25 protein-coding genes, 1 tRNA gene and 3 pseudogenes are annotated in these 21607 nt (G+C 45.2%); 4 read left to right on the top strand and 25 right to left on the bottom strand.

What is annotated here, in order from left to right:
- From DXA97_RS14520 to DXA97_RS14430, 18 genes and pseudogenes are all read right to left on the bottom strand, one after another.
- Nucleotides 1-310 (bottom strand): plasmid mobilization relaxosome protein MobC (locus DXA97_RS14520; RefSeq protein WP_117492268.1); only part of this gene is annotated, 310 nt, incomplete at its 3' end.
- A 627-nt stretch (nucleotides 311-937) separates the two neighbouring features.
- On the bottom strand, nucleotides 938-1222 hold the full coding sequence (locus tag DXA97_RS21060) for a hypothetical protein (RefSeq protein WP_243107689.1): 285 nt from the start codon (nucleotides 1220-1222) through the stop codon (nucleotides 938-940).
- Between the two features lie 38 nt (nucleotides 1223-1260).
- A complete protein-coding gene (locus DXA97_RS21055) occupies nucleotides 1261-1425 on the bottom strand; it encodes a hypothetical protein (RefSeq protein ID WP_243107688.1) in 165 nt (54 codons plus the stop codon).
- Between the two features lie 193 nt (nucleotides 1426-1618).
- Nucleotides 1619-1846, bottom strand: a complete 228-nt coding sequence (locus DXA97_RS14505; protein ID WP_243107687.1) for a desmoglein-4 — start codon at nucleotides 1844-1846, stop codon at nucleotides 1619-1621.
- A gap of 175 nt (nucleotides 1847-2021) precedes the next feature.
- A pseudogene (locus DXA97_RS14500) lies at nucleotides 2022-2150 on the bottom strand (Maff2 family protein); the annotation flags it as partial.
- Nucleotides 2151-2233: 83 nt separating this feature from the next.
- A complete protein-coding gene (locus DXA97_RS14495) occupies nucleotides 2234-2626 on the bottom strand; it encodes a helix-turn-helix transcriptional regulator (RefSeq protein ID WP_002304334.1) in 393 nt (130 codons plus the stop codon).
- Nucleotides 2627-2631: 5 nt separating this feature from the next.
- Complete coding sequence (locus DXA97_RS14490) at nucleotides 2632-2952, bottom strand: hypothetical protein (RefSeq protein ID WP_002304332.1); 321 nt, start codon at nucleotides 2950-2952, stop codon at nucleotides 2632-2634.
- Nucleotides 2953-2964: 12 nt separating this feature from the next.
- Entirely contained in the window at nucleotides 2965-4716 is a 1752-nt protein-coding gene (locus DXA97_RS14485) for a VirD4-like conjugal transfer protein, CD1115 family (RefSeq protein ID WP_002588968.1), read from the bottom strand.
- A complete protein-coding gene (locus tag DXA97_RS14480; protein WP_002304320.1) occupies nucleotides 4716-5198 on the bottom strand; it encodes a PcfB family protein in 483 nt (160 codons plus the stop codon). Before DXA97_RS14480 ends, DXA97_RS14485 begins: the two co-directional genes overlap by 1 nt.
- 36 nt (nucleotides 5199-5234) lie before the next feature.
- Nucleotides 5235-5546 (bottom strand): DUF5720 family protein, encoded by a 312-nt coding sequence (locus tag DXA97_RS14475; protein WP_002304317.1) that lies wholly within the window; start codon nucleotides 5544-5546, stop codon nucleotides 5235-5237.
- Nucleotides 5547-5556: 10 nt separating this feature from the next.
- Entirely contained in the window at nucleotides 5557-6198 is a 642-nt protein-coding gene (locus tag DXA97_RS14470) for a DUF3846 domain-containing protein (RefSeq protein WP_002588969.1), read from the bottom strand.
- 54 nt (nucleotides 6199-6252) lie between these two features.
- Nucleotides 6253-6780: a hypothetical protein gene (locus DXA97_RS14465; protein ID WP_002304315.1), complete on the bottom strand. Its 528-nt coding sequence runs from the start codon at nucleotides 6778-6780 to the stop codon at nucleotides 6253-6255.
- An 8-nt stretch (nucleotides 6781-6788) separates the two neighbouring features.
- Nucleotides 6789-7715: a ParB/RepB/Spo0J family partition protein gene (locus DXA97_RS14460; protein ID WP_002304314.1), complete on the bottom strand. Its 927-nt coding sequence runs from the start codon at nucleotides 7713-7715 to the stop codon at nucleotides 6789-6791.
- Nucleotides 7672-8499 (bottom strand): ParA family protein, encoded by an 828-nt coding sequence (locus DXA97_RS14455; RefSeq protein WP_002304313.1) that lies wholly within the window; start codon nucleotides 8497-8499, stop codon nucleotides 7672-7674. Before DXA97_RS14455 ends, DXA97_RS14460 begins: the two co-directional genes overlap by 44 nt.
- 6 nt (nucleotides 8500-8505) lie before the next feature.
- Nucleotides 8506-9434, bottom strand: a pseudogene (locus DXA97_RS14450) (DUF6017 domain-containing protein).
- The gene (locus DXA97_RS14445; RefSeq protein WP_223385014.1) at nucleotides 9431-9634 is read right to left on the bottom strand and encodes a hypothetical protein; all 204 of its coding nucleotides are present in this window, start codon (nucleotides 9632-9634) and stop codon (nucleotides 9431-9433) included. Before DXA97_RS14445 ends, DXA97_RS14450 begins: the two are co-directional and overlap by 4 nt.
- Before the next feature lie 569 nt (nucleotides 9635-10203).
- Nucleotides 10204-10280, bottom strand: a tRNA-Arg gene (locus DXA97_RS14435).
- Between the two features lie 269 nt (nucleotides 10281-10549).
- Nucleotides 10550-11443, bottom strand: a complete 894-nt coding sequence (locus tag DXA97_RS14430; protein ID WP_118720903.1) for a DUF3881 family protein — start codon at nucleotides 11441-11443, stop codon at nucleotides 10550-10552.
- 312 nt (nucleotides 11444-11755) lie between these two features.
- On the opposite strand from DXA97_RS14430, the gene DXA97_RS14425 reads away from it, so the two are divergent.
- Together DXA97_RS14425 and DXA97_RS21640 are read left to right on the top strand one after the other, a co-directional pair.
- Nucleotides 11756-12691: a ketopantoate reductase family protein gene (locus DXA97_RS14425; RefSeq protein ID WP_118720902.1), complete on the top strand. Its 936-nt coding sequence runs from the start codon at nucleotides 11756-11758 to the stop codon at nucleotides 12689-12691.
- A 53-nt stretch (nucleotides 12692-12744) separates the two neighbouring features.
- The gene (locus tag DXA97_RS21640) at nucleotides 12745-12873 is read left to right on the top strand and encodes a hypothetical protein (RefSeq protein WP_279220683.1); all 129 of its coding nucleotides are present in this window, start codon (nucleotides 12745-12747) and stop codon (nucleotides 12871-12873) included.
- Here DXA97_RS21640 and DXA97_RS14420 read toward each other — a convergent pair.
- From DXA97_RS14420 to DXA97_RS14395, 6 genes are all read right to left on the bottom strand, one after another.
- A complete protein-coding gene (locus DXA97_RS14420; protein ID WP_118544035.1) occupies nucleotides 12868-13329 on the bottom strand; it encodes a YhcH/YjgK/YiaL family protein in 462 nt (153 codons plus the stop codon). The two genes, DXA97_RS21640 and DXA97_RS14420, sit on opposite strands and share 6 nt — an antisense overlap.
- A 65-nt stretch (nucleotides 13330-13394) precedes the next feature.
- Entirely contained in the window at nucleotides 13395-14345 is a 951-nt protein-coding gene (locus DXA97_RS14415; protein ID WP_118720901.1) for a hydroxyacid dehydrogenase, read from the bottom strand.
- A gap of 5 nt (nucleotides 14346-14350) precedes the next feature.
- Nucleotides 14351-15853 carry a tripartite tricarboxylate transporter permease gene (locus DXA97_RS14410; protein WP_118720900.1) on the bottom strand — a complete coding sequence of 501 codons (1503 nt, stop codon included), beginning with the start codon at nucleotides 15851-15853 and terminating at the stop codon, nucleotides 14351-14353.
- Nucleotides 15854-15869: 16 nt separating this feature from the next.
- On the bottom strand, nucleotides 15870-16331 hold the full coding sequence (locus DXA97_RS14405; RefSeq protein ID WP_118720899.1) for a tripartite tricarboxylate transporter TctB family protein: 462 nt from the start codon (nucleotides 16329-16331) through the stop codon (nucleotides 15870-15872).
- A gap of 91 nt (nucleotides 16332-16422) precedes the next feature.
- Complete coding sequence (locus DXA97_RS14400; RefSeq protein ID WP_118720898.1) at nucleotides 16423-17391, bottom strand: tripartite tricarboxylate transporter substrate binding protein; 969 nt, start codon at nucleotides 17389-17391, stop codon at nucleotides 16423-16425.
- A 182-nt stretch (nucleotides 17392-17573) separates the two neighbouring features.
- Entirely contained in the window at nucleotides 17574-18239 is a 666-nt protein-coding gene (locus DXA97_RS14395; RefSeq protein WP_118544030.1) for a GntR family transcriptional regulator, read from the bottom strand.
- Nucleotides 18240-18463: 224 nt separating this feature from the next.
- Between DXA97_RS14395 and DXA97_RS14390 the strand changes: the two genes are divergently transcribed.
- The gene (locus DXA97_RS14390) at nucleotides 18464-18961 is read left to right on the top strand and encodes a heme-binding protein (RefSeq protein WP_118720897.1); all 498 of its coding nucleotides are present in this window, start codon (nucleotides 18464-18466) and stop codon (nucleotides 18959-18961) included.
- Nucleotides 18962-18964: 3 nt separating this feature from the next.
- The gene (locus DXA97_RS14385; protein ID WP_118720896.1) at nucleotides 18965-19999 is read left to right on the top strand and encodes a Gfo/Idh/MocA family oxidoreductase; all 1035 of its coding nucleotides are present in this window, start codon (nucleotides 18965-18967) and stop codon (nucleotides 19997-19999) included.
- A 118-nt stretch (nucleotides 20000-20117) separates the two neighbouring features.
- Here the strand turns inward: DXA97_RS14385 and gdhA are convergent.
- A pseudogene (gdhA, locus tag DXA97_RS14380) lies at nucleotides 20118-21451 on the bottom strand (NADP-specific glutamate dehydrogenase).
- Between the last annotated feature and the right edge of the window lie 156 nt (nucleotides 21452-21607).

Raw genomic sequence — 21607 nt, 5'->3', positions numbered from 1 at the left:
CCCGTACCTCCCCGGCAAGCTGCGGGTAGGGGCTGTGCCACTCGTTCAGCGTCCGGGCTATCTGGTTTAAGTTGCCGCCGATCCTGCCGTATTCGGCGGTCAGCTTCCCGACAGCGGCAAGCAACTCGTCATTGACGGGGGAAACGGTTATGATGGGGCGTATGGCTGCCCCGGTTATGGCTTGCCGGATAAACTCGGCTTGGCTCATGTTGTAAGCAGAAAGCCTTTCCGCAAACTCGGCGTATTCTTCCTCGGTCATGCGTGTCTTGACTACCCGGCTGCGGTGCGGCGTGTTATATCGTTTTCGCATGGTAAAACCTCCTTCGGCTGTGCGTGGTGTCCTCTCACTAATAGGAGAAAAACAGGGTGTAAAGCGGAACTGTTTTTGAAAAATCCGAAAAATTATTTTGAGGGATTTTCCAGCGGCGTAAGCCGCATAAGCAGGGTTTGGGGAAGGCACTCCCCAACAAGATTCCCGCAGGGGCAAAATGAGCGATAAGCGAATTTTGGTACTGCGGTAGAATCTTGCTCTAAGAAACTGCCGGCCTGCCGTTCACTTGCTACTGCCACTTTTTCAGAAAATCTATAACCAGCTTTTTTTATAAAAGGCTGCGGGCTGGCGTTTTTCCCTTACTCCCTACAAACCACAAAAGAGCAGAATGGACGGACTTTCCGGCAAGAACTTTTCCGGCGGCTCGGTCTTTCCCGACAATAAGGCGTTTCGGAAGCTGCGTTTTGCCCGCTGTCTGAAAAAAATGGCAGCCTTTTTTGGTTTCACTGTCTAATACGGAACTTTTGGAAATTTGCCAAAAATGGACGCAAAAAAAGCAGCAAATCTTTTTCGGATTTACTGCTTCATGTGCCGCTGCGGTGCGGCGGGATGGATATTCAGTTGAAATAAAAGAGGATGGTGGTACTTTAGTCTATCGACTCTTTACTAACTATTAGGTAATCTTGAAAGATTTTCCTTGAATTTATCTAAAGAATGTTCATTGTTTCCCGCAAAAATAAGTGGAATTGTATATTCATATGATATGCCATTTTCATAGTCCGATAATTGTATTTTTATAGTATCATCCCTCTCATCTTTAGGTGCTATATATATGAATGAATTTTTATTTATATCAGATATTTTCCCTTTTTCAGAAGAAACAGTATAACCCCAGTCTGTTAAATTTGTCTTTATTGTAACTTCTGTTTCTGTTTCTTTTCTAGTCTGCAATGCTGTTTTATCGATTTGGATATCAAAAGGAGTCGAACCTAACAATTCACTGTTATATTTACAAGTTCTTCTCCATTTGTTTTAGAAATATTAGATTCATCTTCATAATTTTGTTGAGATTCATCTTTTGGTGTTTCTCTGTTACATCCTAATAAAAAGCATAAAATAATTAGTACTAATACAGAAAGTTGTTTTTTTTGCATTTATTTCTCCTTTCATATTATCAAAGAAAGCACTGAGAGTACTTTCAAGAAATTTTGAAATATTCTCAATGCTTTCTATTTTTTGATCATAAACTTGCCGGTAATGATACTATGTTAATTTATCTCTTTCGCGTAACCTTTGTTGCAATATACACATGCACCATTCACCCATTTGTGAGACATTTCAATCGTCTCAAACTTCATAAATGCTTACTTCTCCACAAATTAAACATTGTTTGTAATTATATACATGACGTGTCGCACATTTATCCCAGTCATCATATATACCAGGCATTTCATCTTCATATCCATAGTACTGGGGAGAACCCCAACTATGAGTATGAGCGGCAAATACAGTCATTGGAGCAGCTACAATTCCAGCTACTACTGAAAGTGCTAAAATAGATTTTCTTAAATTCATAAGTTCCTCCCTTTCCTTAAAAATACATAGCTCTTTGTTACATTGTCATTTTAACATAATAATTGGTAAAATGCAATAATTTATTTTCTATTTACGAGAAAATACTGTGCATATTATCTTATTTAGGAATAGTTAAGGCGGCTACCTAAATCTTTTTATTACTTTACCGCACATGAGCATTTGCGCCGGGGTTATCGTTGCCGTAGCCCTCAAGCAGATTGATTGCACCCCAGATGCCAAGACCTGCGCCCAGAGCGATAACGAGAGTCTGAAGAACGGTTACTGCGCTATTGAAAAATGCCATAATATTTTCCTCCTAAAATTTGAAATTGTTTTGAGAATAGAAAAAGCCCTCCGTACTACCGGCATCAAAACCGGACGGAAGGCTTAGTTTACGAGAATCTTTTCAAGGAACTCCTCGACGGTTATCACGCCAAGTTTCTGTTCCATTCTGCTTCTTGCATATTCAGTTTCACAATCATATATATCACCACCACCTTTCATAAGAAACAGCCAATACATTGACTGCAACAAATCTTCACGAGAAGCACAGATTGTCGGTGAAAAAACGACAGGTGAAACCTTCAGAACCTCTGCGAGTTTCGCTGTGGTTTCTGCATTAGGGGTTCGAGCGTTTTTCTCATACTGAGCAATACGGACATCCGCTGTTTTCTCGGAATACCCCATCAGGAGTCCAAGCTCTTTCTGGGTAAGGCGGCGAAATCGTCTAACGAACTTCAATCGCTGCCCAATAGAGGTATCCGTGATCCACCAAGTCATTTTTTTTACACCTCGCTTTCTGCAAATTCTCGATATACAACCTCATTTTTTGCTCTGCGCTTGCCTACGGCTTCACTGGGAGCAAGGTCAGGGTAGGTTGCCTGCACTTTCTGTCTGCTTCTGCGGACAGTTTCAAACCCCGGAAAGCTGCGTCTATCCAGTTCCTTCAAAAACACAGGAACCGTCATGGCATGAATGTCGATGCCACGCAGACCGGAATAGTGTTCCAGTACCATCAGGTACAAATGATTGTCGGTATTTCTTGCCTTGTGGTCGTGTTCCAAGATGTTCTTAACCAGGGCAGATACCGTTTTCAGATTTTCCAAACAGAAACCTCCTTAATCCGCATCGACTACCACAAACTCATCACCTGCCTTGAGCTTCAACCTTCGACTCAGAAACTGCTCAATGTTGAACTCATTTCTCTTATCAAAGTCTGATGTGTACTTATAATTGGGGTGCTGCGTCAGATCGTACTTGTCAGAAAGAAACGGTCTGACACCACGCAACTGCAAAATACACTTGCTGCCATCCAGAACCGCAAGCTCATCTACGCTCGCAAGGTCTTTGCCTAACTTCTGATAATTCAAGCCGTAAGACGGGCTGTTACCTCTGGTGTTGGAGGTGTTGTAGGTGTCGATAGTTTCTTTTCCCAATGCCTGATTCAGTTCTTTGAGCGTGGTTGGCTCAGAACCACCCAGGAAAATTCGGGAATCCATGTTGCCGATGATGGTATCGGCATTGTCTTTATAAATGGCTTTCAGCTGTGATTGTGCCTGGAGAACAAGGCAAGCCGATATTTCACGGCTTCGGATTGTCGCTACCAGTTTTTCCAGATTGGGAATCTGACCGATGTTTGCCATCTCATCAATCAAGCAGCGCACATGAACCGGCAGTCTGCCGCCGTACACATCATCTGCTTTCTCGCACAACAAGTTGAACAGCTGTGTGTAAATCATGGAGATCAAAAAATTAAACGTCGCATCCGTATCTGACATAATCAGAAAGAGCGCCGTTTTCTTATCTCCGAGAGTATCCAACTGCAACTCGTCATAGGCAGTCACATCTCTGACCTCCTGAATATCAAAAGGAGCCAGACGAGCGCCGCAGGAAATCAAAATCGACTTAGCGGTCTTGCCGGCAGCCAGCTTGTATTTTTTATACTGACGGACTGCAAAGTGATTCGGCTTTTTCTTTTCCAGGGCTTCAAACATCAGATCCACCGGGTTCTGGAACTCCTCATCATCTTCCCGCACCTCCATTGCGTTCAGGAACTCAATCAGGGTGGAGAAATTCTGTTCCTCAACCGGAGCTTCATAGTGGATATATCCGATCAAGGCACAGTAGAGCAGCGTTTCCGCCTTCGTCCAGAACTCATCACCGGCTTTTCCATCACCCTTTGTGTTGGCAATCAGCGTTGTCACCAGTTTCAGAATGTCTTTTTCTGAATGGATATAGGCAAATGGGTTATAGTGCATCGACTTCTGAAAGTTGATGGTGTTGAAAATCTTGATGGTGTAGCCATGCTTCAAAAGGGCGTTGCCGCACTCAATCACGATGCTGCCTTTCGGGTCAGTGACCACATAGGAACTGTGCATCTGGAGAAGGTTTGGCTTCAACCAAAAGCGAGTTTTACCGGAACCCGAACCGCCGATAATCAGAACATTCTTATTTCGGGCATTGGCAGGATTCTTCGGGCGATTGCTCATCATCAGCCGCTCCGTTTTCGTCAGGATCACATTGTCCTCGAACTTTGGTGCAATAAACGGCTCAATATCTTTTGCCGTTCCCCAACGAGCAGAACCGTACTCAACATTGTGTCGGTACTTCTTTGCGTTTTTGCCTTTTAGATAGACAGCCAGCCGAAGTCCTGCGCCGCAGAGAATACCAATCAGCAAATCCAACGGGTGAAAGCTGGGAAACGGATTGTTCAGGGCTATCGGAAGGGCATGAAAAAAGCTGAGGATTTTCGCAGATGAATCTGCCCCCTCAGCCAATCTCCATGCTTCTCCTAAATTCGTAGCGAACAACCCTACCAGAAAATACGGTAAATTCAGAATCAGGAGCTTTTTCATTTTTCTCTTATCCATCACAGATCACGCTCCTGTTTCTTCTCTCGAACCTTCTTCGGAATCGCTGCGACAATTTCCTTGAACTTCTTCAGCTGCGCCAGAACGCTCGGCTTTTCATTCTTGGTTAATGCCCTTGCCTGATGTTCCTTGCAGATTGCATCCAAAGCATCTGCATCTTTAGAACGGACAAAAACAAGAAACCGGGGAGGATCAACGGACTTATCTTTTCTTACGGCAAAGTCCACGCCATACTTCTTGGCGAGCTTTTCAAAATCACGGATACTCTCTTTGTCGATCTCAACATTCGTAGCACCCTGATTCTGTCCCAAAAGCTGTTTCACGGATTGCTTTCCATGAACGGCAGGGTCTCGTGCCTTTTTCATCTTCACTTTTTCCCGGTGCTGCAAATACTTGCGGATACCGGCAATGATAGTGCGCCCCGTCAGCTTGGTTGTGCTGATCGCCAGGTTTACTGTTCTGTTTTCAACTTCTTCCTGCATGATTCATCACCTCCTGCAAGCAGTAGAGTGAACAGATTATCGTGCCATATCTCTGTGGTCGTAATACAGATTGCCCTTGGCAACTGCGGCATGGCTGATAATCTTGATATTGCCAGCTTTCTGGTTATCCAGAGCCTTCTGATAACCCACATCGCTCAAATACAGGCGATTTCTTTCGCCTTTCCAACCGACAGGCGATTCATCGGTCAGCACATCGAAAATAATCATGTGCTTGGTGGCGTCATCAAATCGTGCCAAGTCCATATAGGTATGTCCCTGGTACTCCTTGGCACCATCCTGAATCCGCTTTCGCTCCATCAGCTCTCCAATCGTCGAATTTCTTTGCATAAGAACCTCCTTACAGAACATCTCGGTCAGGGTTACTTTTGTGGGGAACCGAATCAGCTTTGACAGGTGCATCTTCTTTCTTCACCATGTCATCCGGCAGGGGAAGCGCCATAATGCTGCGCCCCATGCGTACAAAAGTCTCAGGCTGATGAAAGTGTTCCTCAAACTGCTTCATCAGTTCCGGGGACAGAGAACAAAAATCATCCTCGCCCAATCCCACAACCAGAAAATCACCGGCGATAATGTCATAAATATCACCGTCATCATCACGCAGCGCACGGTTCAGTTCTTTGCCTACGAGTTTACCTTCGTCGTGCATCACCAGTGCAACCGGCTCATTGAACGGATAAGTTGCCTCAATATCGCCACCTACGGCTTTCTGCAAATCCTCCAGCTCACAGCCGATCTGCACAGCCTGCGGATACATGAACGGCTTTACCAGCAACACATTCATGGTATCTGCCTGTTCTTTCTGAACCTCCCGTTCCTCGGTCGTGCCGAACGCAACACCGGTAAAGTTTTCGGAGTCCAGAATGTACTCCGAATTGTAATAAGCGGCTCTAACCTGTTCCTCTGCCGCATCGTGAGATTCTGCTTGCACCGTAACCGTTTTCTCCAAGGTTTCGGTGATCTTCACATCGTATTCTTTCAAGTTTCGATACCTCCGTTTCTTTGGAAATAAGAAAAGCGACCATCCATGAACCTGTTACAGTTCATAAATAGTCGCATCCACATCGGCTAAAAGCTCGAACAAGCAAATATCGTCCAGTTCGCAAATCAGGGAACCCATGTCGAAGAAAATATCGTCCTCGCATTCCACCGTAGTAACCACGCTGCGGTGTTCGTTAAGACAAATGGCTTCTTCCTTGTCCATCGTGATCGTAGACATACAGGACACCACATAGAATGTCATATCTTCTGCTAACCACAGCTCCTTGCTCTGAATCGTGCGAACTTTTTCATCGCCGCTCATATCTTCTACATAGGACAGAAGCCGCACGGCTCTGCTGTTCAGAAGTACCTTTCCCTGATAGTCGATACCCTCACCAGCAGAGGACAATACTCGATACTCGCTAATCATCTCGGCATTTTTCTGAAACGACTTTGCCAGAAGCGCAGGAGAAATATCATCGAACTCCTCACTGTAGTTTACGAGCATATCTACCATATAATCAGGATCGCAAAGGTCGTAGAGTTCTTCCAAAGCGCCCTGAATGTTTTTGGGTGTAAACATTTTTTACCTTACCTTTCCATTGATTTTTCTCTTTTTTTCTGCCATTGCTCCAAAAGCTGAATGATTTTATCCTCCATCTGCTTGTTGGTATAGGACTTCGGGAAGTATTTTCGCAACGAATCCGTTTTGAAGGTTACTCTGTCCAGCTCTCCCTTCTTGATTTCATTCATAATCTCGCACATCGCATCCAGCGTACACTCGCCCTCCTGTGCGAGCTTTTTAATTCGCTGTGCTTGCGAAAGGGAAGGAGCTGCTTGAGCATAATCCATTGCAGAAAGAAAATCCTTCTGTTCTTCACTTGCCAGATAGGAAAGCTCCACCGCAGGATTGAATTTGATCTGACCCGTATCTACCATATCCAGCAGTTCCGGAATCAGTTCGGTCAGACGGATATAACGGTGTACCTGATTTCTGCTTTCTCCTGCCTCCTGACCGACTATATCCATTGCCTGCAACTTCATCCCAACTTGGGATGAAGTTAAATCGGTGCGTTGACCTTGATGTTTAATCGCATCCAGCTTCATCTTATAAGCAAATGCTCTTTCACTCGGCAGGATACTCTCCCTCTGCAAATTCGCATCAACCATCAAAATAATGGCTGCATCATCGTCCAGGTCACGAACAATCGCAGGCATGGTTTCCTTACCCGCAAGCTCCGATGCCCGGTGCCGCCTGTGACCAGAAACGATTTCATAACCACCGTCGGGGTCAGGACGGACAATCGCAGGAGTGAGAACTCCGAAATCTCGGACGCTCTCTGCCGTTTTCATCATTTCTTCATCATCAACCACACGGAAGGGGTGTCCCTCAAAGGGGTGTAGCTCAGAAAGCGGAATTTCCTGCACACGCTCCTGCTGGGCTTCAGCTCTGGATTGATCGGTGGAGAAAATATCATCGTACCCCTTCAAGCTGATGTTTGCGCCTTTTTTCTGCATTGTTTAACACCTCCTTCGTCAGAATTTTATAGGCTTCGGCAACTTTGCCTTTGGGATCATGCTTGAAGATACTGGTTCCCTCTGCGCTGATTTCCTCTGCACGGACAGAGCGGGGAATGTCGGTCTTGTAAACCTTCAGCTTTCCGCCGTAGCTCTCCCGAATCAGATTGCTGATGTCTTTGGAGTAGTTGGTGCGGCTGTCCACCATCGTCAGAAGAATCCCTTCAATCCTCAGTTTCGGGTTGATTTGCCTCTTGACCTTGTTGATGGTTCCAAGCAGCTGTTCCAGACCCTTTGCAGGAAGGTATGCTGCCTGAACCGGTATCAGCACATTGTCGGCAGCTGCCAACGCATTGACGGTCAGCATACCCAAAGACGGCATACAGTCAAGAAGAATGTAATCATAATTCTGTTTGACTGTATCCAGGTATTGCCGGAGAATGGTTTCCCGGCTCATGGCATTGACCAGTGCTACCTCCATACCTGAGAGTTCGATGTTGGACGGCACCAAATCAACGCCCTCCGGATGATGAAGAATCCCTTCATCGGGAGTAATAGGGTTTTCCATCATAATCTTTCCCATCAGATCGGAAAGTGTCGGAGACAGATCATCCGGGCAGGGATTGCCCAAACTGACCGTCAGGGAAGCCTGGGGATCGGTGTCTACCAGAAGCACCTTTTTTCCTTCAAGAGCCAAGCCAACGCCCAGATTCTCGGTGGTGGTGGTCTTTCCAGTGCCTCCTTTCTGATTGACCACCGCAATGATGGTTGCTTTTTTCGACATTTATCGTCACTCTCCTTCCTCTCGCTTCATTTTCAATTTCTTAAATCCTCCTTCCAAATATCCGTGTGACATATCGTGCCGAACAAGAGCATCGTAGTAGGTGTCTATTGTCGTCGGCGCATTGTATATCGTAGTCAGCATATACTGACGGATATTTCTAATCTTTGTGGTGTTCTCCTTGAAGCAGTCCATAACATATCGAATGTGTTCGGCATTCAGTTTCATAAACCGACTGCGGACAATTTCTGCCGGACGCTCCTCTGCACCAATGCGAATCAACGGTCGCTTCGTGCAAACTGTTTCAACGATCAACTCCAGAATGTTATCCAGCATTTCGGAATCGTAAGGGTAATCCTTCTTCAACAAATCCATACTGAGCTGATCCGAGAAATAATCAAAGTATTCTTGATACCGGTCATTCTCGTCCATCATTCCACCATTCCGGAAGGAAAGATAGAATCAGTATCACTAAATTCAGTATTTTTAATATCAGTATTATTACATTGTGATTTCGGAAGTTCTTGAGTTGTGATTTCCATTGTTCCAGAATTGTGATTTTCACAATTCAAGAGTTGTGAATCCACAGCAGAGATAAAGTTCTTCACATAGATCAGGTTGGGCTTTCCCAAACCCTGGCGCTTACGTTCAATCAATCCTGCTTTCTTCTCAAGTTCACTGAGCAGCTTGATAGCCTTTTGTTCAGCACAGTTCAGAGCCATCTTCGCTTCGTCGATTGTAAAAATGATATACACTCTACCGTTTTTATCTATCCAACCATTCTTGGCAGACAGGCTCATGCGGTCAAGCAAAATGCCATACAGCATCTTGGCATCGGCAGAAATATTCCAGAACCTCTCGTTCGTGAACAACACCTTCGGAACTCGATAGAATGTGAATAGATCGGATTGCTGACCGTAAAAATAATCAAAACTCACACGGCTTCACCACCTTCTTTCTGCGGAAAACTTTCTGTTGTCAGCGGAATGCTGCGGAAAGTCGTATCCGTCTTTTCGTAAGGACATCGGGCAAAATAGTAGAAGCGGTATTCCTGTTCATACACATCCATATCAACGAAGCCCCACTTCACGCATAACCTTCTTCGTACACCAACCAATGCACGGGTGATCTCGCCCATAGGGACAGCCATCACATTCCGACTTGGGTTTCGGCGGCAAAGAGATTAAGTAGTAGCAATTATTTCTACCCAGACGGCAGCCCTTTCTGCCATTCGTCCAGAAGTAGCAGTAATGACAGTCGCTCGGCTTGTCTGCGGTATAAACAGGCTTGCTCAAATAAAACACCTCCAATCTCTTGTATTTGCCCATGGGTTTGGGCATAAAAAAAGAGCGCCTATCCATCCCCAATGCGGGGCAAATAGACGCTCTATGTACATAACGATATTTAATTTTATCTGCTATAACTGCATGGTATTCAAAACATCCGCCTTTTTTGATTAGCTGGATTTTTGGCACGATTTTGGGGCTGATTAGCAGGAAGGGCATTTTCATTAGCAAGAACAGCCCGTTTTCTGCTAAAAATTAGCTGGCGATTTTGTCTTATAACAACCGTTCGATTCTGGAGGGGTTGTCAAAAATCAAATTTTGGAGTAGAATTTTATCTCATACAGTGAAAGAGCTTTTTCGTAGCTTTTTATATAAGAAAAGCCGAAAACCCTTGAAAACAAAGGCTTTCGGCGTTGTTCACTGGCGTCCATAAGAGGATTTGAACCTCCGACCCCACGCTTAGGAGGCGTGTGCTCTATCCAGCTGAGCTATATGGACGTGTCTGATATATGATTATAGCCCGATCAAAGTCGAACTGCAATCCCTTATTTAGTTTTTTTTGAGGTGGCCGTTGTAACGCAACCTTAGGAGGCGCTCGTTATATCCATTTAACTATGAGAACATCGTACGTAAAACGCACTTCTATAGAATAACAAAAATCCCGCAAAATAGCAAGCCCCGGCAATCATTCCTCTGCCAATTTATTATTGGCTGCTGCTCACGCATGCGCTCCCGGCAATGCCAATTTCCTGCCCATCTCCACAACTTTATAATTCCGCTTTCGATCCTTCGGCAAACTTTGCAGTCCCTTGCATCCAGATCTGCCCTTTAAACCGGCGACCGACCTTCGGCTCTCCCATCAGATCCTTCTGGGCGATACCTACATGGAACAGCATATCGCTGCAGCTGATGGTCAGATCATAAACCTTCTCGCCGGTGACGCGGTTTTCCTTCGTATCGATCTTTGTAATCTCCCCGATGATGGAATACTGGTCACACTCGATGCCGCTTGGCATGAAAGTAGAATCCACGATAGAATACAGATCTTCCTTCATGGCACGTCTGGAAACCTGGGAATACAGATCAATATCCTCGATCGTCAGCGTTTCCATGGCATCTTCATCGCCTTTCTTCGCTGCCTCTAACAGGTTATTGCGGTCTCTGGCCGCTACCTTTGCCATCTCGATCTGCTTTCTGGTTTTATGGAGCGGAAGAAGCACCTTGCCTTCTGCTGCCAGACCAGTCAGATTCACCGATTCTACCGTCCGCGACATCCGCTTGATCTTTCGTTCCCGATATTCATAACCGTTTTCCAGATAAAAGATCAGGGAAATGCCCACCCGGTATTCATCCAGAAGTCCGGCATACGTCTCTTTTTCAGTGTGGCGCTGAATGGAGCAGTCTGTTTCAGATGATACATCTGCTGAATTCAGATAAGGATAATAGTACTCACACTGAAATGCCCCTTCTTCGTTCATTTCCCCCATCATGACGATGCCCATGCCGGGTGCCACCTCTGCCCGCAGTTCACACAGATTCGTCTCCTCATCAAGCTGGATGCGGCGCCATTTGGCGGACGGCACTAACGATGCCAGCAGCCGTTCGATATCCCGCTTTCTTCTATATGTGCTAAAGCCGATACTTCGCAAAAATTTATGCATAGTTTCATGCCCTCCAAATCCTCAAAAATTCGTATCTGCCCAGACTTCCTGAACATTTACAAACGTCTAATTTCTGAGAAAAATCTTTACGCCTCATTATACATGATACGTAACAGCATTTCAATCGGAAAGTTGACATGTGCAGCTTCCGGTAATATCATGGTAACTATTCAGAGCCAGGCAGATTTTCAGACAAAATTGTAAATCATACTTGCATGAATGAACGATTTTGTCTGGAAATCTATTTTGACTTTGGGATGTACCAGAACTTACAACTTCTGACTGATCACACAAACGAGAGGAGCAAAATTCATGAAACAGACTACCCCCACCATCGGCATTCTCGGAGCCGGTGCTGTCGGTTCCTACCTGGTTATGGGGCTTTCCGAAAAATATAAGGAAAATCTCTGGGTAATTGCCGACGGCGAACGCAAAAAACGTCTGGAAGAAAACGGACTCAACATCAATGACCAACACTATATTCTCAATGTAAAAACACCAGGTGAAGCGCACGGCGTTGATTTTCTCTTTGTCTGCCTGAAATATACCCAGCTTCGTTCTTCCCTTCCGGATATCGAAGCCATTGCAGATAAGCACACGACGGTCATCAGCCTGTTAAATGGCGTCGACAGTGAGGAAATCATCGGACAGCGCATCGGCATGGAGCATATGATCTATTCCCTAATCCGCATTGCCTCCCAGCGTATCGGCAACTCGATCCACTTTCCGGTTCCGAAAGGCTACAACGGAATTTATGTCGGTCTGCCGAACCAGCCTGCCAGTCAGGATCCGCGGCTTTTAGCCATTGCAGACATCTTTGCCGATACTCCCATTGTTCTGCATTTAAGTGATGACATCCTGCTCGATATCTGGGATAAATTCGGCTTAAATATTGCCCGCAACCTTCCCCAGGCAATCCTTGGCGTTGGCATGCAGGCTTACGATGACAGCACCTATATGAATGCCATCATGCGGCAGATGCGCCACGAGGTCGTTCTGGTCGCAAATGCCAAAGGGATTCCGCTCAAGGAAGAATTTAAAGCCGGAAAATGCAAACCGTCCCAGCGTTATTCCACCCTGCAGGATCTGGACGCACACCGTCACACAGAAATCGATATGTTCTCCGGAGCCCTGGTCCGCATGGGAAAAGAGCTCGGAATCGAATGCCCGTACAATGAAATGACCTACAATCTGATCAAAGTACTGGAAGAAAAAAATGATGGGAAGTTTGATTACCCGGAAGAATGACAAGAATCCTAACATACTTTCGTTTTAAAGGCTGCCGCAGGCGGCCTTTTTACATGCAAAGCCAAAAAGCCACCCTTGTCTTTGCCATTTCATTTGGCGGAAACAAGGTTGGCTTTTTATACAAATATTCAATTCTTTTTTCTGCGGCTCTGCCTGCTTATCCGGAAAATCAGCCCTTATAAAATTGCTTCCCGAATCTTCAGCACTACCTTTTTGATTTCCATACTTTCTCCCGGCGCGCAGTTTGGTCGGTGAATATCGTTTGTGAAATATACTGCAAAATCTCCAGGTTTCAGCTGAATAAAGTTCTCACCCGCTACTTCCGAATAGTACATGACATCCCGTTCCGGATGCTCCTCCCGCTCTTTTCCCTCCGGCAGCGGCGCAACTCCCTGCATTTCTTCTCCGCGAATCAGATACTGGATATCGATATACTTATAATGGCTTTCTGCCTTTTTGTTTTCCGGCGCTGCGGTTGTCTGCTTCTGGATCATGGCGTAGATATCATCCCCATCGATCTCATAACGGCCGACTTCCATATGCTCCAGATCGGAATTTTTCAAAAAATCAAACGCTTTCTGAAATGGCTCCGGCCACTTGCACTGCGCACTCTGTGCTTTCAAAGATGAATAAATCATGTTAAGCCTCCCTATTCTGCTTCATTGTTAAGTCAATACACAACTGCACATCTTGCAACACAATGTTAAAATTTCGGATGATTGACTGGCCAATCCGGCTGCCCGCCGGATAATACTTTGTGAATCTGCATGGCCGCATGAAGCGCCATACGTCCCATACATTCTTCCGTATTGGATGCCATATGCGGTGTCAAAATCACTTTTTCATTCTTATATAACGGATAATCCTCTTTCGGCGGTTCCTGGCTCTGTACATCCAGTACTGCATAGCGAAGCTCTTCGGCTTTTAATGCCGCATCCAATGCATTTTCATCAACAACCTCACCTCTTGCGACATTTAGAAGGATTGCGCTATTTTTCATCATCTCAAACTCTTTTGCCCCGACTGCATTCCGGTTTGCCTCTCCGCCCGGCAGATGGAGACTGATAAAATCTGCTCCGGAAAATAACGCTTCCCAGCTGCACATCGTCACATACTCAGGCGCCTGCTCCTGCTTTACAAATGGATCATACGCAAGAATTTCCATATCCAGACCATAATAGGCTTTTTTTGCTACCGCACGTCCAATTCGTCCAAAACCAACAACACCAAGTTTTTTGCCGCCTACATCCAGTCCCTTATGGGAATTTTTATAGGCATACTCACCACGGTACATGGCATTGCTGCAGTCCCGGATATTTTTTGCTGCCATCAGCAAAGCAGATAAGGTATACTCTGCAACAGAATCTGACAGTGCCTGTGGGGTATTGGTTACCCAGATTCCACATGTTTCCGCCTCTTTGATATCAATATTATCGAATCCTACACCATGACGCGCAATGATTTTTACATGCTTTGCTGCATCAACCACTTCTTTCGGACACTGCGCAGTACGGATCAGCATTGCATCGCAATCAGCGATATCGCGGGCCATCTCCTCGGGTGAAAACCCGGTTCCTTCTTTTATTTCATATCCATGCTCCAGAAGATAGTCTGTTCCCTCTTTTGCTACAGCCTGTGGAATATATACTTTCATGTCTCTTATGCCTCCTTTAAGCTTACTTTCTTAGAGTTCAGATATTCTTTTCTGACTGTCCAGATCAGTGTACCTACTGCAATGAGCAGGAAGATACAGGAAATAGGAGAAGTCAGGAATGGGAGAAAACTTCCCTGGCTCTTCATGAGTCCACGGCGCAGGTTTGTTTCTACTGTCGGGCAAAGAATAAAAGCAAGAATGATCGGCGCCTGCGGCAGCTTCATTTTCTTCATGCCATATCCTAACAGGCCAAATAACATCATAACTACAACATCAAATACACGGTTGTTATTTGCATACGCACCTACAGTGCAGAAAATCATAACAATCGGAAGAAGCAGATTCTTCGGTACCGACAGAATACGGATAAACACCCGCATACCCAGATACTCTACAATCAACATCATGATATTTGCTACGATCAGGGCTGCAAAAATACCATAAACAAGCTTACCTTCTGTACGGAATAACAGTGGTCCCGGGGTAATACCATGAATCATAAAGCCAGCCAGGATCAGCGCTGTTGTGTTATCTCCAGGAAGTCCCAGCGTTAATAACGGAACTAAAGCACCACCGGTAGATGCATTGTTGGAACTTTCCGAAGCAATCAGACCATCTACAATACCAGTTCCAAATTTCTCCGGATGTTTCGAACGGTTCTTAGCCACAGAGTATGCAAGGATATTACAGATACTTGCTCCAAGTCCTGGAAGGATACCGATTGCAGTACCAATCATAGTGGAAATCAGGAAATTGCTTCCCTGTCCCTTGATATCATTCAAAGTAAATCCAAATCCTTTAATCTTACAATCCTGGGCACGTTCTTCTCCAGGCTTGTTTTTATCTTCCAGTGCAGTCAGTACCTCTGCCACTGCAAACAGACCGATCAGCATTGGAATCATACTAAATCCGGCATTCAGTTCCGAAATTCCAAACGTAAACCGGGTGAAACTTGTAATCGGGGCAATTCCCACAAATGCCAGGATCAGACCGATCATACCACTTAAAACACCTTTTACCAGGGATCCCGACGAAAGGCTTACGATCATCGTCAAAGAAAACAGTCCAATGGAAAAGTACTCATATGGTCCAAACTGCAGGGCAAATTTTGCAATAAATGGAGCCAGCAGCATCAGAATGATATAGCTGATCAGACCGCCAAAGAAAGAAGCAACAATACCAACTCCCAGTGCTTTTCCCGCTTCTCCTCTTGCTGCCATAGGATGACCATCAAACGTTGTTGCGACAGATGCAGCAGTACCTGGCATCTTTAACAGGATCGCACTGATCAGACCACCAGAGGTTCCTCCGATATACAATCCACAGAGAAGAGACAGACCTGCAATTGGATCCATGCCAAAAGTGAGCGGCAGGAACAGTGCAACACCCATTGTTACACTTAATCCAGGAATGGCACCTACGATAATGCCCATAAATGTTCCAAGAAGGATCAGGGCCATAATCGGCAAATTACAAATAGACAAAATGCCCGCTGTGATTTCACTCATTTTCTTTTTCCTCCCTTTACAGAATTCCTTTCGGCAGACGTATTCCAAAAATTTCCGTGAAGATCAGGTAAATGATCACAACGGCCACCACTGCCAAAATTCCAAATCTTACCCATTTGATGTTTTCTTTTTTTGTCATCATACACAAGGTAAAATACAGAAACCAGACACTGTCGATGATAAATCCAACCGGTTTTAACAAAGCCGCATACAGAAAACATGCCACAATCATGCTCCACACGCCTATGGTATTTTTCTTGTATTCAACTGGCTTTTCCACATAAGTTTTACTGGATTTCCATCCTCTCATGGTCAATATCAGTGAAAAGAAAAATACAATAACCGCAACGATCATCGGCAGAAATCCGGCTCCGATCAGATCTCCTTCTTTCCTGTTAATCTGAAAACTGAGAATAAATAAAATAACAGCTATCGCAATACCGATCATTCCACAGATCATATCGCTGTACTTTTTCATAATTTAGGGTCTCCTTCCTGTCAGCCTGGCATAAAAAGTGGACCAGCAGACGTACTGTCCTGGTCCACTGTCATACTATCTGGCTTTAAGACTACTGTGCTACGAACAGATCCTTATAAGAATTCAGCTTATCGTATACCTGCTGTGCATACTCTGTAGCTTCCTTCGGATCCATGTAAACCGGGGTTAATGCGTAGGAATCTTCTGCTGCCTTAACAAATTCCGGATTCTCAACAACTTTCTTCATAGCTGCACTAAAGGTATTTACAATATCATCCGGAGTTTCTTTTGGGAATGCAACAAAGAAGAATTTACCAAATACCATATTGTCCAGTCCCTGCTCTTTTGCAGTTGGGATGTCTGGGAACAGCGGGTTTCTTTCATCGTTTAAAACAGCCAGTGCTACGAACTCTCCGGTCTCCAGATAGTCCTTTACAACTGCGTACTCTACGTTGATGATATCGGTATTATGGCCAGCAAGAGCAGCTACTTTATCTGCATTACCACCGATATCAACAAGATTCAGATCAATACCAGCCTCTTTTTCAAGTGCAAGACCAACTAACTGCGGATAACCGCCTACAGCCATACCAAATTCAAGCTTGCCCGGATTTGCTTTTGCCTGGTCAATAAACTCCTGAAATGTAGAAAAGCCAGAATCTTTATGAGTTACAAGAAGCGTTGTGTTCGCCTGCAGGCACACACCAGCCATTTTAAACGCATCCAGCTGATAATCCACCAACTCCGCAATTTCCGGAAGCATAGCTTCTGTGTGGAAGAACAGGGCATTGTAACCATCTGGCTCTGCGGAACGAACCTGCTCCATACCAATCGTTCCAGAAGAACCTGAAACGTTTACAACCGGCATAGCCACACCCAATTCTTTTTCCATGTACTTTGTCAGCAGACGGGCATTTGCGTCCGTATCTCCTCCGGCCTTTACCGGTACCACGATCTGGATCGAGTCACTCGGGTAAGTATCCTCCTTTTTGCTGCATCCTGTAAATACCATGCTGGCTGCGATTGCTGTTGCAAGTACCACTGCGATTTTTTTCTTCATAGTTCTTCTCCTTTTATCTTGTAAAATTAATATTAATCGCTTAGATATCACTGTTATAACAGTTTGGGTAAAAAATAAAAGCTCTTCCTACTCCCCTCCTTACGCCATATTGTTATGACTGTTATAACATATAAAAAAGTAAGCAAAATAATGCTTTTTGACTTTCTCTCATTTGGGTCTGCTTATGCCTTCTCTTCTTTTTCCGGCAATGTTGCAAGAATTGGTCCAAGTGAATCCAGAATATGTTCCCGCATGGCTTTTTCCGCCCGTTCCGGGTCTCCTGTGTTGATTTCATCCAAAAGCTTTCTATGCCAGTATCTTGGATACTGCGTTTTAGATGCGCGTGCACCCAAAGCTTTGCACAATACCCAGAACAGATTGATGCGGTTTAATGTTTTGATCAGCATCTCATTGTCTGTAAGTTCAGCAAGACCACGGTGGAACCGAAGATGATTTTTTCTGGAATCCAATGCACTGTTTTCTTCATAAGGAACCGTATCGAGTTCTGTTGCAATGTAGATCAGCTCCTGCATGCGCTCCGGAGAAGGATTCTGACTCACAATCCGGGCCACCTGACATTCGATGGCTTCCCTGAGTTGATAACATTCCATGATTTTCTTTCTATTTGGAATGGTAACAAAGGAACCCCACTGCGGTTTGGATTCAACCAATCCATCTTCCTCCAGTTTCTTTAAAGCTTCAATAACTGGTATGACACTGACACTGGTCACTTCTGCCATCTTTCTTCTGGAAAGTTTCATTCCTGGTGGAAATTCACCATCCAGGATCTTTTGTGAAATAATACGATATGCGACATCTGCCGCAGTCTGAAAAACTTCTTCCTGCATGTTCTCTCCTTCTCTTTACGCTATCATAATATTACTGTTATAACGTTTTTGTCAATATCTATTTTGTGCATATTCCCTAGTTCTACATTCTGTTCAAAAATTAACATTGTCTTTTGTGCACATTTCATATTCTTCCAGCGAATCTGCTTTTATCATATTGACATTCTGTTATAACAGTAATATCATGCAAACAAATTTAATCTTAATTAAGGAGGACCTTCCATATGAATCCACAAACCACGCAAACCGCACAGGAAAAAGCTCAGGAACTTCTTGCCCTGGAGCAGGAACTGGTGTTATCCTCATTTTCCAACGAAGATGCATTAACCATTGGCCTGCAGGCTGTCGCTTATATCCATGAAGCAAAGAAAAGCGGCGTTTACATCGAAATCCGCCGCGGTGAAAATATTGTTTTTTCCCACTGTATGGATGGTGCCAACTGGGATAATCGCCTTTTTGCGCAGAGGAAATTAAATACCGTCACAAAATTTGAACATTGCTCTATGTATGCCGGTGAAAAATATATTACAAAAGGACGACAGTTTTATGATTATTATGCGCCGCAGGAGTATCAATGTGCCGGAGGTGGTTTTCCTATTGTAATTCCTGGAACCGGTATGGTCGGAATGATCGGTGTGTCTGGGTCTTTCCGCAGCAGAAGACCACGAAGTATGTGTCGAGGCTCTCAGACGTTTTCTGAAAAAAGCATAAGGAGGCACTAGCATATGAGTTATCAAAGAGAATTTTCTCACAGACTGAGAGCCGGATTGGTCGGAATCGGTTCTCATGCATACCGCAACATTCTCCCGGTTATGAATTTCCTCCCAGTTCAGCTCGTTGCTGTCTGCAATCGCAGCAACATCGAGCTTGCACAGCTTACTGCCGCCCAGTATGGCTGTAAAAGTTATCAGAAACCAGAAGAAATGTACGAAAAAGAAAATCTGGACTGTGTATTTATCTGTGTCTCCCCGGAAGCACACCCATCTCTTGTAATCCAGGCTCTTCAGACCGGCTTACACGTATGGGTAGAAAAACCTGCCGCCATGAATAGCGAACAGATTTTGCAGATGATCGAAGCCAGACAAGACCAGGTTGCCCTGGTCGGCTACAAAAAAGCCTTTATGCCCGCTGTAACCAAATCCCGCGAAGTGATCCAGTCCGAGAAATACGGGAATCTGGAAAGCATGCTTGCCGTATACCCTATGAAAATGCCTCAAAACTGGACGGAAGTGATTCAGAAGGGTATCCGGACAGACTGGCTGAACAACGGCTGCCATCCTCTTTCTGTCATGCTTGCAACCGGAGGTTCCGTGCAGTCCGTTGTTTCTGTCCAAAATGAAACTGGGCATGGCGCAAATATCATCAAATTTAAAAATGGTGCAATCGGCACATTTTACCTTGCATCCGGTCCCCAGCCAATTGAGGAATATCATTTTTATTCCCAGAAGTGGCATCTGCACATCGATGACAGCAGTAAAGTCACACTGCAAAGAGGAATTCCTTTTGTTTACGAACGCGCCACTTCTTTCACTGCACCAGGTGATGACTGTGGCGCAGTTGTCTGGAAAGTCCAGAACTGCAAAGCATCTCTCGACAATCAGGCTGCATTTGTCCAGGGCATGTATCAGGAAATGATAGAATTTTGCAACTGTATTCTGGAAAAGCGGAAGCCAGATATTGGCTCTCTGGAATTTGCACTGGAACTCACAAAAACAGCGGAAGCTTTAGCTGTTTCTAATGGAAATGAGATCAAACTATAATCAGCAGCCGCACCACTCGCCTTCTTGATATACAAGGCAATAAAAAACTCCCCCGGAACCATTTTCACAGTCCCGTGGGAGTTTTTGTTATCTGTTTATGTTCAGCTCAAGACTTGTCTTATACAATACCCTGTGCCAGCATAGCCTCTGCAACTTTCTCAAATCCTGCAATGTTTGCGCCTGCAACATAGTTGCCTTCTACGCCGTAACGTTTTGCAGCATCGTTTGCTTTTGCGAAAATGCCAACCATGATGTCATGCAGTTTTGCATCAACCTCTTCGAAGGTCCAGGACATTCTCATGCTGTTCTGGCTCTGCTCCAGACCGGATACAGCAACACCGCCTGCGTTTGCAGCCTTACCAGGCATGAAGAGGATCTTCTTCTCTACGAACAGGTCGGTAGCCTCTCTGGTGGACGGCATGTTAGCACCCTCAGCTACTGCGAAGCAGCCGTTTGCGATCAGTGCCTTTGCATCGTCTAAGTTCAGCTCGTTCTGGGTTGCGCACGGAAGTGCGATGTCACACGGAATGGTCCAGATGCCCTTGCCCTCGGTGTATTTTGCAGTCGGAACAGCCTCAACATACTCTTTGATTCTGCCGCGGCGACCTTCTTTGATCTCTTTTACAACATCCAGCTTGATGCCGTCTGGATCATATACATAGCCGTTGGAATCGCTCATGGCAACAACCTTTGCACCCATCTGCTGAGCTTTCTCTACTGCGTAGGTTGCAACGTTTCCGGAACCAGAAACAACAACGGTCTTGCCAGCCAGCTCTTTGCCATTGTGCTTTAACATCTCATCCAGGATATAGACCAGACCATAACCGGTTGCCTGGGTTCTTGCCAGGGAACCACCGAAAGTCAGACCCTTACCAGTCAGGACGCCCTCATACAGACCGGTAATTCTCTTGTACTGACCAAACAGGAAACCAACCTCTCTTGCGCCTACACCGATATCGCCAGCCGGGCAGTCGGTATCTTTACCGATATGACGGTACAGCTCAGTCATAAAGCTCTGGCAGAATGCCATAACCTCACGGTCAGATTTGCCCTTCGGGTCGAAGTTGGAACCACCTTTACCACCACCCATAGGCAGTCCGGTTAAGGAGTTTTTCAGGGTCTGCTCGAAACCTAAGAATTTTAAGATGCTCTGGTTTACGGACGGATGGAGACGAAGACCTCCCTTGTACGGTCCGATCGCGCTGTTGAACTGTACGCGGTAGCCCTTGTTTACCTGTACGTTGCCTTATCATCTACCCACGGAACCTTGAAGGAGACGATTCTCTCCGGCTCTACAAAACGCTCCAGGATACCTGCTTTGCGGTATTTCTCCTCGTTTGCGTCAATCACCAGTTTTAAGGAATCCAGAACCTCTTTGACTGCCTGATGGAACTCCGGCTCGCCCGGGTTCTGTGCTACTACTCTCTCATAGACCTCATCTACATAAGACATAACTATTCTCCTCCTTGAGCTATTATCTTTTTCTTAAAAAAGACAATGAGGCACCGCCAATATCGGCGGAGCCCCATTGCTCTCAACGTATCGTAGAAATTATAGCAAGTTAATTTGCTAAAGTCAATCCTTTGATTTCGAAACTTACATTGCAAA

Origin of the sequence: Clostridium sp. OF09-36, assembly GCF_003481985.1 — a bacterium.
In the GTDB taxonomy this organism is placed as follows: Bacteria; Bacillota; Clostridia; order Lachnospirales; family Lachnospiraceae; genus Brotaphodocola.
This window is presented reverse-complemented; position numbering and strand designations above follow the sequence as displayed.